This is a genomic window from Herbiconiux sp. 11R-BC, assembly GCF_049472555.1.
Classification (GTDB): domain Bacteria; phylum Actinomycetota; class Actinomycetes; order Actinomycetales; family Microbacteriaceae; genus Herbiconiux.
Genome location: NZ_JBCEBO010000004.1, coordinates 135,865 through 150,246, shown reverse-complemented (window position 1 = coordinate 150,246; position 14,382 = coordinate 135,865). Strand labels below are relative to the sequence as shown.

The window sequence follows — 14,382 nt, the reverse complement described above, 5'->3', positions numbered from 1 at the left end:
GCGTGACTCCAGCGGCACGCTTGCCTGATAGTAATAGGCCGTTACGTTATCCCGACTATGTGTCCTCCGTGTTTCACAGCGGGAATTGTGCCGAATTCGTGTCCGAAGCGGAATAGCACGAGCGGCGGAGTCGTTACGCTTTAACCAGCACAGAAACGAGGAGTGTATGGACCAGGCGGATCCGTTCGGCTTTGTAGGACTGACGTACGACGACGTGATGCTCCTGCCCGGGCACACCGACGTCATCCCCAGTGAAGCGGACACCTCGTCGCGGCTCACGCGGCGCATCCAGGTGGCGACCCCGCTCCTCTCGGCCGCCATGGACACCGTGACCGAGTCGCGCATGGCCGTGGCCATGGCGCGCGAGGGCGGCCTGGGCGTCTTGCACCGCAACCTCTCCATCGCCGATCAGGCCGAGCAGGTCGACCGCGTGAAGCGCAGCGAGTCGGGCATGGTGACCGACCCCGTCACCACGACCCCGGATGCGACGGTCGCCGAAGTCGACGCGCTCTGCGGCATGTACCGCGTGAGCGGCCTTCCCGTGGTCGACGGCAGCGGGGTGCTGGTGGGGATCGTGACCAACCGCGACATGCGCTTCGTCTCACCCTTCGAGAAGTCCACGACGCTCGTGCGCGACGTGATGACGAAGATGCCCCTGATCACCGCCCGGGTCGGCGTCGACCCGGACGACGCGATCGCCATCTTCGCCCAGCACAAGATCGAGAAGCTCCCGATCGTCGACGACGCCGGGCGTCTGAGCGGCCTCATCACGGTCAAGGACTTCGACAAGAGCGAGAAGTACCCGAACGCCACGAAGGATGCGGCGGGCCGGCTGCGCGTCGGTGCCGCGATCGGCTTCTTCGGTGACGCCTGGCAGCGCGCCACGAACCTGCTCGACGCGGGCGTCGACGTGATCGTGGTCGACACGGCCAACGGCGACAGCGCCGGCGTGCTCGAGATCATCCGCCGCCTGAAGAGCGACTCCGCCTTCGCCGGCGTCGACGTGATCGGCGGCAACGTCGCCACGCGCTCCGGTGCGCAGGCTCTGGTCGACGCGGGCGCCGACGCCATCAAGGTGGGCGTCGGGCCGGGCTCGATCTGCACCACGCGTGTGGTGGCGGGCGTCGGCGTGCCCCAGGTGACCGCGGTCTACGAGGCGTCGCTCGCGGCGCGCGAGGCCGGGGTTCCGGTGATCGCCGACGGCGGCCTGCAGTACTCGGGAGACATCGCGAAGGCACTCGTCGCGGGCGCCGACACCGTGATGCTCGGCTCGCTGCTCGCCGGCTGCGACGAGAGCCCCGGCGATCTCGTGTTCGTCAACGGCAAGCAGTTCAAGAACTACCGCGGCATGGGCTCGCTCGGCGCGCTGCAGACCCGCGGTGAGAAGACGTCGTATTCCAAGGACCGCTATTTCCAGTCCGACGTGCCGTCGGACGACAAGCTCATCGCCGAAGGGATCGAGGGCCAGGTGCCCTACCGCGGTCCGCTGGCGAACGTGGCCTACCAGCTGGCGGGCGGACTCCGCCAGTCGATGTTCTACGTGGGCGCACGCACCATCCCCGAGCTCAAGCAGAAGGGGCGCTTCGTGCGCATCACCGCTGCCGGGCTCAAGGAGTCGCACCCGCACGACGTGCAGATGGTGGTGGAGGCGCCGAACTACCGGCGCTGAGTTCATTCGCGGGATGCGAGCCGGCCGAGGTTCTCGCTCCCGCCTTCGGTTGAGCGGAGCTCGAAGGCGGCGGGAGCGAGAACCTCGGCCGGCTCGCTTCGCGTCGTGGGGGAGTGCGCCGGATAGGATGAGGCGTGATGGAAATTGAAATCGGACGCTCCAAGCGGGGCCGCCGCGTCTACGCCTTCGACGACATCGCCGTCGTCCCCTCGCGCCGGACGCGCGACCCGCAGGACGTCTCGGTGAGCTGGTCGATCGACGCGTACCACTTCGACATCCCGGTGCTCGCCGCCCCGATGGACTCGGTGGTCTCGCCGCAGACCGCCATCATGATCGGGCAGCTCGGCGGCCTCGGCGTGCTCGACCTCGAGGGTCTGTGGACCCGCTACGAAGACCCCGAGCCCCTGCTCGCGGAGATCCGCGAACTGCCCGAGGGTCGCGCCACCGAGCGGATGCAGCAGATCTACGCCGAGCCCATCAAGCCCGAGCTGGTCGCCGCCCGCCTGGCCGAGATCCGCGCATCCGGAGTGACCGTCGCCGGCGCGCTCTCGCCGCAGCGCACCCAGGAGCTCTACGAGACGGTCGTCGCCGCCGGCGTCGACCTGTTCGTCATCCGGGGCACCACCGTCTCGGCCGAGCACGTGTCGAAGACCGTCGAACCGCTCAACCTCAAGAAGTTCATCTACGAACTCGACGTGCCCGTCATCGTCGGCGGCGCCGCCACTTACACGGCGGCCCTGCACCTCATGCGCACCGGCGCAGCCGGCGTGCTCGTGGGCTTCGGCGGCGGCGCGGCATCCACCACCCGCGCGACCCTCGGCATCCACGCCCCCATGGCCACGGCCGTCGCCGACGTGGCCGGCGCCCGCCGTGACTACATGGACGAGTCGGGTGGCCGCTACGTGCACGTGATCGCCGACGGCGGCCTCGGCACCTCCGGCGACATCGTGAAGGCCATCTCGATGGGAGCGGATGCCGTCATGCTCGGCACCGCGCTCGCCCGCGCCAGCGACGCCCCCGGCGGCGGCTGGCACTGGGGTCCCGAGGCGCACCACTCGCAGCTGCCGCGCGGCAACCGCGTCCATGTCGGCCAGGTGGCGTCGCTCGAGCAGGTGCTCTACGGGCCCTCGCCGGTCGCCGACGGTACCGCCAACCTGATCGGCGCGCTGCGCCGCTCGATGGCGACCACCGGTTACTCCGACCTCAAGGAATTCCAGCGCATCGAAGTGGTTGTGGCTCCCTACCTGGGTCATTAGCGTGGGGAGCAGACACCGTGGGCTGCCGGCCCGAGGGTGAGTCTGCGATGACGCTGCGCTGAAGGAGAGTCCCATGGCCACGAACAACTCGGTTTCGCACTCCACCAAGATCGGGCCGGAGGAGCGGGCGGCGGCCATCGAGACGCTGAAGTCGAAAGAGCTCGACATCCTCGTGGTGGGCGGCGGCATCGTCGGAACCGGCAGCGCGCTGGATGCGGTGACCCGCGGTCTGCGGGTCGGCCTGGTCGAGGCCCGTGACTGGGCCTCCGGCACCTCGAGCCGCTCGTCGAAGCTCGTGCACGGCGGCATCCGCTACCTCGAGCAGCTCGATTTCCGGCTGGTGCGCGAGGCCCTGATCGAGCGCGGTCTGCTGCTGCAGCGCATCGCGCCGCACCTCGTGAAGCCCGTGCGCTTTCTCTACCCGTTGAACAAGCGGGTGATCGAGCGGGCCTACGTCGGCGCCGGCATGCTGCTCTACGACATCTTCTCCTACACCGGGGGCCGCCCTCCCGGGGTTCCGCACCACCGCCACCTCTCTAAGCGCCAGGTGCAGGCGCTCATGCCGAGCCTCGCGAAGGATGCCTTCGTGGGCGGCATGACCTACTACGACGCCCAGGTCGACGACGCCCGCTACGTGGCGAGCCTCGCGCGCACCGCCTCCTCGTACGGTGCCCACGTGGCCAGCCGGGTGAAGGTGGAGGGCTTCATCAAGGTGGGGGAGCGCGTCGTGGGCGTGCACGCCCACGACCTCGAGACGGGGGAGAAGTTCGAGATCCGCGCCAAGCAGGTCGTGAACGCCACCGGTGTCTGGACCGACGAGACGCAGGCCATGGTGGGCGAGCGCGGCCAGTTCAAGGTGCGCGCCTCGAAGGGCATCCACCTCGTGGTGCCGCGCGACCGCTTCCAGGGCAAGTCGGGGCTGCTGCTGCGCACCGAGAAGAGTGTGCTGTTCGTCATCCCGTGGGGCCGGCACTGGCTCATCGGCACGACCGACACCGACTGGCACCTGGACAAGGCGCATCCGGCCGCCACCGCCGCCGACATCGACTACGTGCTGGAGCACGTCAACAAGGTTCTCGCGGTGCCGCTCACGCGGGAGGACGTGGAGGGTGTCTACGCGGGCCTGCGCCCCCTGCTCGCCGGAGAGAGCGACCAGACCTCCAAGCTCTCGCGCGAGCACCTCGTGGCGCACTCGGTGCCTGGCCTGGTGGTGATCGCGGGCGGCAAGTGGACCACCTACCGCATCATGGCGAAGGATGCGATCGATGCGGCGGTCTCGGCCCTCGACGGCAAGATCTCGCCCTCGGTCACGCAGGACATCGCGCTGCTCGGCGCGGAGGGGTACCAGGCGGCCTGGAACAAGCGCGGCAAGATCGCGCGCAAGTTCGGAGTGCACACCGTGCGGATCGAGCACCTGCTGAACCGCTACGGAACCCTCACCGACGAGCTGCTCGACCTCATTCTCGACGACCCGACGCTGGCCGACCCGCTGCCCGGTGCCGACGACTACATCGGAGCTGAGGTGGTCTATGCCGCCTCGCACGAGAGCGCCCTGCACCTCGACGACGTGCTCGCCCGCCGCACCCGCATCTCGATCGAGGCCTGGGACCGCGGGGTCTCGGCCGCGCCGGTGGCCGCACGGCTGATGGGCGGGGTGCTGGGCTGGGACGACGAGCAGATCGAGCGCGAGGTGGCCTTCTACCTCGAACGGGTGGCGGCGGAGCGCGCGAGCCAGCTGCAGCCCGACGACGAATCGGCTGAGCGCATCCGGCTCGAGGCGCCGGACATCGTGGCCGCCGACTGAGTGCCGCCTGAGTTCTCCACGGCGCGCCATCGCGTCTCGTTCTCCACAGGCTGACAGGACCCGGCCGGTGCTCTCTCCGGCCGGGCCTAAAATGGAGGTATCGCGATTCCGCGATGACTTCTGGAGGAGACAGCAATGGTCGACGTTCGCCGCGTGAAGCTTCCCGGCGTGGGGGTGCTGCACACCTTCATCACGTCCGACGGGGGCAAGGTGGGCGTGATCGCGCACCGCTCGGGGCACAGCGACCTGATCACCTTCTCCGACGACGACGGCGGGCCGGATGCGACGAAGGTGTCGCTGCGCCTCTCCGAAGACGAGGCGCACACCCTCGCCGAGTTGCTCGGCGGCACCCAGATCACCGAGTCGCTCACGGCGCTCGACCAGATCCCGGGCCTCAGCATCGACTGGTTCACGGTCGACTACGAAGACCACATCGCCGGGCAGCCGCTCGGCAGCCCGGCCGAGCGCGGGATCGCCGGCCTCACCGTGGTGGCCGTCGTGCGCGGCGAGTCCACCAACCCCGCCCCTGCCCCCGACTTCAAGGTCTTCCCCGGCGACACCCTCGTGGTGGCCGGGTCGCCCGAGAAGGTCGCGAAGGCCTTCAACTTCTTCCGCACGGGCGAGCTGAAGAAGGTCGGAGTCGTCGACGGTCCGCCCGGTAAAAGCTAGGCCGGGCGGATGCACCTAGGCCCCGACCTCCTCGTCCTCGGCGTCCTGTTCGTCATCGCCTATGTGCTGGGGCGCCTCGGCAAGTCGATCGGGCTCCCCGCCATTCCGATCTACATGGTCGTGGGGCTCTTGGCGAGCCCGTTCTTCGGGTGGTTCCCGATCGACTTCACGCACAGCGAGTACATCCAGCTCATCGCCGTGATCGGGCTCATCCTGCTGCTGTTCAACCTCGGTCTGGAGTTCGACCAGGACGAGTTCTTCGGCAACGTCGGCAAGCTGCTGATCTCGGGCGGCTCCTACATCGCCATCAACATGGCGGTGGGCTTCGCCTTCGGTTTCCTGGTGGGCTGGGGCTCGCGCGAAGCGCTCGTGATCGCGGGCATCACCGCCACCTCGTCGAGCGCCATCGTCACGAAGCTGCTGATCGAGCTCAACCGCCTCGCCAACCGCGAGACGCCGATGATCCTCGGCGTCACGGTGGTCGAAGACGTCTTCATCGCCATCTACCTCGCGATCGTCTCGGTGGTGCTCTCGGGCGAGACCGAGATCTGGCCGGTGGTGGGCAAGCTCGCGGTGTCGTTCGTGTTCCTGGTGGTGATGTTCGCGGTCGCGCGCTGGGGCGGGCGCTTCGTGTCGAGGCTGTTCCGCACCAAAGACGACGAGCTCTTCACCATCCTGTTCTTCGGCCTCGCCATCATGTTCGGCGGTCTCGGCGAGATCCTCGGGGTGACGGATGCGATCGGCGCGTTCCTGATCGGACTCGTGCTGGGTGCCACCCGCTACCGCAACAAGATCGAGCAGATCGCCATCCCCTTGCGGGACGTGTTCGGAGCCTTCTTCTTCTTGAACTTCGGGCTCGGGCTCGACCCGTCGAAGTTTCCCGAGGTGATCGTTCCCGTCGTGGTGGCGGTCGTCATGACAGTGGTGCTCAACATCGTCGCCGGGCAGTTCGTGGCCTGGCTGAACGGTCTGGGCCCGCAGGCGGGAATCAACACGGCCGCCATCCTGCAGAACCGCGGGGAGTTCGCGCTCATCCTCGCGACGCTCGCGCTCGGGGCAGGGCTGGACGCGCGCATCCAGCCGTTCGCCGGCCTGTACGTGCTCATCATGGCCATCATGGGGCCCATCCTGGCGGTGAACTCGGAGCGCATCGGAGCGGCCATCCTCAGGCCGGCCAAGAAGGCGCCGGCGGCGGCCGGCACGGGCGCCGCGGGAAGCATTTCCGACCCGGCCGAGAGCCTGTCCCGAGCTGAGGCGATCGCCTTGATGGAAGGCACGATCTCCAGCCCGCGCGCGACCACCGCGGAGACGGCGCCGTCGCGGACGGTCCCCGTGGAGGCCGACGCGGCCTCCGATGACGCCGTGGCCCCCGAGACCGAGCGGCTCATCGAGCAGGCGATGCAGCAGTCCGACGAGCAGACCCAGAACCCGAGCCAGAGAGACAGCGAGTATTGACGATCTTCCATCTCATGCGACGACCGCGATGGATCGGCGCTCTCGTGCTCTCCCTCGCCGTGGCCGGGGGCTTCGCGGCCCTGGGCCAGTGGCAGCTCGAGCGCGCCGTGTCGACCGGCACCGTGGTGAACAGCGACACCGAGACCGTTCGCCCGCTGCATGAGGTGTCGCAGCCGCAGCAGCCCGTGCTCGGTACCGAGGCGGCGCAACGCGTCGAGGTGACGGGGCACTATGTCCCCTCCGGTTTCGACATCCTCGGCAAGCGTCTGAACGACGGCACCTCGGGCTATTGGGTGATCGGCCAGTTCGCGGTCGACTCTCCCGCCGACACCTACCTGGCCGTGGCGCTGGGGTTCACCACCGATCCCGCGCTCGCGACGAGCACGGCACAGGGGCTCCGCTCGGCGGGGAGCACGGCATCCGAGACCCTGACCGGACGCTACCTGCCCACCGAGGGGCCGGTCGTGACGGATGCGCAGAAGCCGCTGATCGGAGTCACCGCGCTCGACGGCGGGCCCCTCGGCACCACGATGTCGGTCTCGGCGTTCGTCAACCAGTGGGCCGAGTTCGACGCATCCGCCGACGTCTACGGCGGCTACGTGGTGAGCGAGACCCCGACCGCCGGCACGACGGCCATCGCCTCGCCGATGCCCGACCAGTCGGTGCAGCTGAACTGGCTCAACATCTTCTACGCCGCCGAGTGGGTGGTGTTCGCCGGCTTCGCCGTCTATTTCTGGTACCGCCTCGTGCGCGACGCCTGGGAACGCGAGCAGGAAGAGGCTGCCGAAGCCGCGGGAAACGCTCCGGATGCGCGGGTAGGCTAGTTTCATGGCTCTCGCACCGAAACCGAAGGACTTTCCGCGCATCCGCGGAGCGCTCAAGTTCTATCAGGTCGCCTCCATCATCACCGGAACCCTGCTGCTGCTCCTGTGCGCAGAGATGGTGCTGAAATACACCCCGATCGGCCTCGAACTGCAGCTCGGCGGCCCGCACGGGTTCCTCAGCCTGGTGCCGGTGGGCACCGTCGTCGCCGTGAACCTCAGCACCGCCATCCTGATCGTGCACGGCTGGTTCTACGTGGTCTACCTCTTCTCCGACTTCCGGCTGTGGAGCCTCATGCGCTGGCCCTTCTCGCGGTTCATCGTGATCGCGCTCGGCGGCGTCATCCCCTTCCTTTCCTTCTTCCTCGAGGCGCGCATCGCGCGCGAGGTGAAGAGCTACCTGGCCTCCCGCGAAGCGGAGGCCGCGAACCCCGAGCCAGTGGAGGCCTCCCATTAGCGGATCAGAAACCCCGAACCATGAGGAACTGACTCGTCCGGTGCTGGTGGTCGACTTCGGCGCCCAGTACGCGCAGCTCATCGCCCGCCGCGTGCGCGAGGCGAGCGTCTACTCCGAGATCGTGCCGCACTCGATCAGCGCCGCTGAGGTGGCGGCGAAGAACCCCGTGGGCATCGTGCTGAGCGGCGGCCCGTCGAGCGTCTATGAAGACGGGGCCCCCGAGTTCGACCCGGCGATCTTCGAGCTGGGCGTTCCCGTGATGGGTATCTGCTACGGCTTCCAGGTGATGGCGCGCGCGCTCGGTGGCGAGGTCGCACAGACCGGCGCTCGCGAGTACGGCGCCACCGACATGTCGGTGGGCGAGGGCGGCACCCTGCTGCGCGACCAGCCGCTCGCCCAGACCGTCTGGATGAGCCACGGCGACTCCGTGGTGCAGGCCCCCGAGGGCTTCGACGTTCTCGCGAGCACCTCGTCCACGCCCGTCGCCGCCTTCGCCAATCCCGCGCGTGGTCTCTACGGCGTGCAGTGGCACCCCGAGGTCAAGCACACGCAGTACGGCCAAGACCTGCTCGTGAACTTCCTGCATCGCGCCGCGGGGATCCCGGCCGACTGGAATCCCGGCAACGTCATCGCCGACCAGGTGGCCGCGATCCGCGCCCAGGTGGGCACCGGCAAGGTCATCTGCGCCCTTTCCGGCGGGGTCGACTCCGCCGTCGCCGGCGCGCTCGTGCACGAGGCCGTCGGAGACCAGCTGGTCTGCGTCTTCGTCGACCACGGCCTCCTCCGCGAGGGCGAGCGCCGCCAGGTGGAAGAGGACTACGTGGCCTCCACCGGCGTTCGGCTCGTGACCGTGGATGCGCGGGAGCGGTTCTTGAGCGCCCTCGCCGGCGTCAGCGACCCGGAGGAGAAGCGCAAGATCATCGGGCGCGAATTCATCCGCACCTTCGAGCAGACCCAGGCCGAGCTCATCGCCGAGGCCGCGGCCGACGGCGACCCCATCCGCTTCCTCGTGCAGGGCACGCTCTACCCCGACGTGGTGGAGTCGGGCGGCGGCAGCGGCACGGCCAACATCAAGAGCCACCACAACGTGGGCGGTCTTCCCGAAGACCTGCAGTTCGAACTCGTCGAGCCGCTTCGTGCGCTCTTCAAAGACGAGGTGCGGGCCATCGGGCGTCAGCTCGGCCTGCCGGAGGCCATCGTCGGTCGTCAGCCCTTCCCCGGCCCCGGTCTCGGCATCCGCATCGTCGGCGAGGTCACCTTCGAGCGCCTCGAGCTGTTGCGGCAGGCCGACGCGATCGTGCGCGCCGAGCTCACCGCCGCGGGCCTCGACGCCGAGATCTGGCAGTGCCCGGTCGTGCTGCTGGCCGACGTGCGCTCGGTGGGCGTGCAGGGAGACGGCCGTACCTACGGTCACCCGATCGTGCTGCGCCCGGTGTCGAGCGAAGACGCCATGACTGCCGACTGGACGCGGCTTCCGTACGACGTGCTCGCGCGCATCTCGAACCGCATCACCAACGAGGTCTCGGGCGTGAACCGCGTGGTGCTCGACGTGACGTCGAAGCCGCCGGGCACCATCGAGTGGGAGTGAGACTCCGCCCCTTTCCGTACTAGCGGAGACGAAGAAGGGCCCGTCCTGGTGGACGGGCCCTTCTTCGTCGTTCGGCGGTGTGCGCCGAGCCTAGTTTCTGAAGATCGCCAGGATGCGCAGCAGCTCGAGGTAGAGCCAGACGATCGTGGTCATCAGGCCGAACGCGGCCGACCAGCCGTACTTGCGGGGGGCGCCGCCCTTGACACCGCGCTGGATGGCGTCGAAGTCGAGCACGAGCGAGTACGCCGCCATGATGACCACGAGCACGCCGATGACGAGGCCGAGCGGGATGCCGAAGATGACGGCGCCGCGGAGGCCCCAGGGGTTGGTGTTGAGCCCGGTGATCATCAGCACGAAGTTGAGCAGCGAGAACACCAGGTAGCCGACCATCGCGATGAGGAAGACCTTGGTGGCCCGCTTCGAGGCGCGCACTTTGCCGCTCGCGAACAGCGCGAGCGTGACGCCGAACACGGCGAGGGTCGCGAGCACGGCCTGGATGACGATGCCCGACCACTGGGCCTCGAAGAAGCCGGAGATCGCACCGATCGCGAGGCCCTCGAAGGCCGCGTAGAGCAGGATGAGCGGAACCGAGGGCTCGCGCTTGAAGGCGTTGACGAGGCCCAGCGCGAATCCGCCGATCGCTCCCACGACGAGGAGGCCGATGCCGAGCGGAGTCGGGAGCGGGATGTTGGTGAAGAAGCCGATGGCCGCGGTCACCAGGAAGACGGCGAACAGGCCGACCGTCTTGATGATCGTGTCGTCGTAGCTCATGCGGTCGGTCTCGGAGGGGGTGGCCGCCGGGCGGTCGTAGAGGTCTTGCAGACCCTCGGCCGAGATCGTCGGCGTCTGCGGCGCGACGGCCTTGCCGTTGAAGACGGGATTGCGCGAGAACGCCGGATTGCTGGAAGATGCCTCTGCCATGTCAGTCTCTTCTATGTGTGGAACGTGAACGTGGACACTGTTAACTTAGTGCACCCTCATGGGCGGCTGGCTGGAAGTACGCCCTGTTCGCGGAGCGGGAAACCGTGAGCCGCGCCGGCCGCGCAGCTCCTCTCGTGATCGGCCATCGCGGTGCGAGCGGGTACCGTCCTGAGCACACGGCCGCCGCCTATCAGCTCGCCTTCGCGCAGGGAGCGGATGCCGTGGAGCCCGATGTCGTGCTTTCGAAGGACGGGGTGGCGGTGGTGCGCCACGAGAACGAGATCTCGGGCACGACCGACGTGGCCGCGCATCCGGAGTTCGCCGCGCGCCGCACCACGAAAGAGGTGGACGGCGTGCCCACGACCGGGTGGTTCACCGAGGACTTCACCTGGCCCGAGTTGCAGACGCTGCGGGCGCGGGAGCGGCTCCCGGCCATCCGGCCGGCGAGCGCGGGCTTCGACGGGCAGTTCGGGCTGCTGCGCCTGACGGACGTGCTGCGGCTGGCCGAGGAGGCCGACGCCGCCGCCGTGGTGGAAGTGAAGCATGCGAGCTACTTCGACGCTGCCGGCTTCGCGACGGCCGAGATCGTGGCCGCCGAGATCGCGGCGGCCGGGTGGGGCGGTCGCGACGGCGACAGGAGAGAGCGAACTGGCCGTGACGAGTGGACCGGCCGTCGCGAGCGGACAGGCCGTGACGCTGGCGCCGGCCGTGGTGAGTGGGTGGACCGCGGCGGGCGGGACCTCGGGTCGGGCCGGCTCGTGGTGGAGTCGTTCGAGATGACCGTGCTGCGCGCCTTGCGGGCCTCCGGCCTGCCGGCACACTACGTCTACCTGCTCGAGGTCGAGGGCTCCCCGTTCGACGCCATCGTGCAGCACGGAGCGGGCGCCCCGAGCTACGCCTCGCAGCTGACCGACGCCGGACTCCGGGCGCTCGCCGCCGAGGTCGACGGGATCAGCGTGGACAAGGCGATCCTGCTGCCGCGCGACGAGCGGGGGGCTGCGCTGCCGGCCTCCGACATCGTCGACCGGGCTCACGCCGCCGGGCTCCACGTGTTCACCTGGACGCTGCGCGCCGAGAACGAGTTCCTGCCCACGAACTTGCGCTCGGGCGGCGACCCGGCGACGTTCGGTGACTGGGAGCGGGAGTTCGCGGCCGTGTTCGCCGCCGGTGTCGACGGGGTCTTCGCCGATCAGCCGGATCTCGCGGTGATCGCCCGACGGAGCGTCGGCGGCGCGGCCTAAACTTGGTGGAGCATGAGCGAAACCACCGAATCGACCCCCGGCAGCGTCACTCCCATCATCGTGGGCGGACCAGGCTTCGACGGCCGGGTCACCGGCCCGGGTAGCGGAGCGGGTGCCGAGGAGGCCGACGACGAGCTGCTCGTCGGGCTGAACCCGGAACAACGCGAAGCCGTGGTGTACCGCGGGCACGCGCTGCTCATCGTGGCGGGTGCCGGCAGTGGCAAGACCCGCGTTCTCACCCACCGCATCGCGAGTCTCATCCGCGGCCGTGAGGCCTGGCCGAGCCAGATCCTCGCCATCACCTTCACCAACAAGGCCGCGGCCGAGATGCGCGAGCGTGTGGCCCAGCTGCTCGGCCAGGTGGCGGAGGGGATGTGGATCTCCACCTTCCACTCGGCGTGTGTGCGCATCCTGCGGCGCGAGGCCGAGAACTTCGGTTTCACGAAGAGTTTCACGATCTACGACTCCCAGGATTCGCGCGCCCTCGTCAAGCGGATCATCAAAGACCTCCAGGCCGACACCTTCGGGTTCACGGTGTCGCAGGTGACGGGCAAGATCTCGAAGCTCAAGAACGAGCTCTCCGACGTGGAGAGCTACGCCCGGCAGGCGAATTTCTCCGACCCTCAGGACGCGATGTTCGTGGAGATCTTCCGCGCCTACTCGCGCGCGCTCCGCGAGGCCAACGCCTTCGACTTCGACGACCTGATCAGTCAGACGGTGTTCCTGTTCCGTGCCTTCCCGCACGTGGCCGAGAGCTACCAGCGCCGGTTCCGCCACATCCTGGTCGACGAGTACCAGGACACCAACCACGCGCAGTACGCCCTCATCCGCGAGCTCACGAAACCGCCGGAGTCGAACCAGCTGGCCGGGCTTCCCGCCTTCGGCGGCGGGGGAGCCTCGCTCACCGTCGTGGGTGACTCCGACCAGTCGATCTATGCGTTCCGCGGCGCCGACATCCGCAACATCGTGGAGTTCGAGCGCGACTTCCCGGGCGCCAAGGTCGTGCTGCTCGAGCAGAACTACCGCTCGACGCAGAACATCCTCTCGGCAGCGAACTCGGTGATCTCCAACAACTTCGACCGCAAGGACAAGAAGCTCTGGACGGCCGTGGGCGACGGCGAGAAGATCGTCGGCTTCACCGGCTACTCCGGGCACGACGAGGCGCAGTTCGTGGCCGACGAGATCGCGAAGCTGCACGACGGCGGCATGGCCTACAACCAGATCGCGGTGTTCTACCGCACGAACTCGCAGACCAGAGCGCTGGAGGAGATCTTCATCCGCTCGGCACTGCCGTACCGCGTGCTCGGCGGCACGAAGTTCTACGAGCGCGCCGAGATCAAAGACGTGATGGCCTACCTCACCGCGGTGGCGAACCCCTTCGACGGCCTCGCGCTGCGGCGCATCCTGAACACGCCGAAGCGCGGCATCGGGCCGGCGACGGAGACCCAGCTCGCCTCCTATGCCGAGCGCGAGAACGTGAGCTACCGCGAGGCCATGCGCCGCGCGGGAGAACTCGGGCTCGGCCCGAAGGTGACGGGCGCCATCCTGCAGCTGGCCGCCCTGCTCGACGAGGCCGCCGAGCTCGTGAACCCGGAGCGCGCGGGCGGCGAGGCTCCGGTGAGCGAGGTGCTGGCTCTGCTCATCGAGAGGAGCAACTACGTCACCATGCTCCGCGCGAGCCGCGACCCGCAAGACGAGGCGCGCGCCGAGAACGTCGAAGAGCTGCTCGCCGTGACGAAGGAGTTCAACCGCAACAATCCGGACGGCACGCTGATCGACTTCTTGACCGAGGTCTCCCTCGTCGCGGCGGTCGACGACCTCGACGATTCGAGCGGCACCGTCTCGCTGATGACCCTGCACACGGCGAAGGGCCTGGAGTACGACGCCGTCTTCCTCACCGGTGTGGAGGAGGATCTGCTGCCGCACCGGATGTCGGCGGGCGAGCCGGGCGGACCGGCGGAGGAACGGCGCCTGTTCTACGTGGGAATCACGCGCGCCAAGCAGCGACTCTTTCTCTCGCTCGCGATGACGAGGGCGCAGTTCGGCGAGACCGCGGTCGCGATGCCGAGTCGCTACCTGCAGGAGATCCCCGCCGAACTGATCGACTGGATCCAGTCTCCCGGCATGGCGACGTCTCGCGGTGGCACGGAGCCGAGGGCGCTCAACGCTCGCGGCCGGAGCGGTTACGGCGGTGGTTCGCGCTGGAACAGCGACTCGAGCTTCGGCTTGCCGCCCGCGCCTCCTCGCCCCAAGACCGAATGGGCGAACCGGGTCACCGGTCAGGTGCGCGACAACGGCGACCTCGAGCTCGAGCCGGGCGACCGGATCCGTCACACCGACTTCGGTGAAGGCCGGGTGAACCAGGTGACCGGCGTGGGACCGAAGCGGGTGGCCCACGTGCAGTTCGACCAGGCCGGTCCCAAGAAACTGCTCATCAAGATCGCGCCGATCGAGAAGCTCTAGCTTCACCGCCTCCGGGTGCCGTCTGGGCGGGACCGACC

Annotated in this window: 11 protein-coding genes; 10 read left to right on the top strand and 1 reads right to left on the bottom strand. The window is 68.6% G+C overall.

Translation table 11 applies throughout. The annotated features are described in order from the left end of the window. Positions 1-166: 166 nt before the first annotated feature. The 8 genes from guaB (at position 167) to guaA (ending at position 9,719) form a co-directional block, all read left to right on the top strand. Positions 167-1,669, top strand: coding sequence for an IMP dehydrogenase (guaB, locus tag VD659_RS11490; protein ID WP_423261226.1), 1,503 nt, complete (start codon positions 167-169; stop codon positions 1,667-1,669). A 137-nt stretch (positions 1,670-1,806) separates the two neighbouring features. Next, positions 1,807-2,925 carry a GuaB3 family IMP dehydrogenase-related protein gene (locus VD659_RS11485; protein WP_137837130.1) on the top strand — a complete coding sequence of 373 codons (1,119 nt, stop codon included), beginning with the start codon at positions 1,807-1,809 and terminating at the stop codon, positions 2,923-2,925. A 73-nt stretch (positions 2,926-2,998) separates the two neighbouring features. After that, entirely contained in the window at positions 2,999-4,729 is a 1,731-nt protein-coding gene (locus tag VD659_RS11480) for a glycerol-3-phosphate dehydrogenase/oxidase (RefSeq protein WP_423261225.1), read from the top strand. A gap of 135 nt (positions 4,730-4,864) precedes the next feature. Beyond that, positions 4,865-5,398, top strand: coding sequence for a cation:proton antiporter regulatory subunit (locus VD659_RS11475; RefSeq protein ID WP_423261224.1), 534 nt, complete (start codon positions 4,865-4,867; stop codon positions 5,396-5,398). Positions 5,399-5,407: 9 nt separating this feature from the next. Beyond that, a complete protein-coding gene (locus tag VD659_RS11470) occupies positions 5,408-6,853 on the top strand; it encodes a cation:proton antiporter (protein WP_423261223.1) in 1,446 nt (481 codons plus the stop codon). A gap of 14 nt (positions 6,854-6,867) precedes the next feature. Continuing rightward, positions 6,868-7,677 carry an SURF1 family cytochrome oxidase biogenesis protein gene (locus tag VD659_RS11465; protein WP_423261222.1) on the top strand — a complete coding sequence of 270 codons (810 nt, stop codon included), beginning with the start codon at positions 6,868-6,870 and terminating at the stop codon, positions 7,675-7,677. A 4-nt stretch (positions 7,678-7,681) separates the two neighbouring features. Then, the gene (locus tag VD659_RS11460) at positions 7,682-8,131 is read left to right on the top strand and encodes a DUF3817 domain-containing protein (protein WP_423261221.1); all 450 of its coding nucleotides are present in this window, start codon (positions 7,682-7,684) and stop codon (positions 8,129-8,131) included. A gap of 40 nt (positions 8,132-8,171) precedes the next feature. Next, positions 8,172-9,719: a glutamine-hydrolyzing GMP synthase gene (guaA, locus tag VD659_RS11455; RefSeq protein WP_423261220.1), complete on the top strand. Its 1,548-nt coding sequence runs from the start codon at positions 8,172-8,174 to the stop codon at positions 9,717-9,719. Between the two features lie 90 nt (positions 9,720-9,809). On the opposite strand, the gene VD659_RS11450 is transcribed toward guaA, so the two are convergent. Continuing rightward, a complete protein-coding gene (locus tag VD659_RS11450; RefSeq protein ID WP_423261219.1) occupies positions 9,810-10,640 on the bottom strand; it encodes a Bax inhibitor-1/YccA family protein in 831 nt (276 codons plus the stop codon). Positions 10,641-10,744: 104 nt separating this feature from the next. Between VD659_RS11450 and VD659_RS11445 the strand changes: the two genes are divergently transcribed. After that, positions 10,745-11,881, top strand: coding sequence for a glycerophosphodiester phosphodiesterase family protein (locus tag VD659_RS11445; protein WP_423261218.1), 1,137 nt, complete (start codon positions 10,745-10,747; stop codon positions 11,879-11,881). A 12-nt stretch (positions 11,882-11,893) separates the two neighbouring features. Further along, positions 11,894-14,344 (top strand): ATP-dependent helicase, encoded by a 2,451-nt coding sequence (locus VD659_RS11440; RefSeq protein WP_423261216.1) that lies wholly within the window; start codon positions 11,894-11,896, stop codon positions 14,342-14,344. Positions 14,345-14,382: the final 38 nt, after the last annotated feature.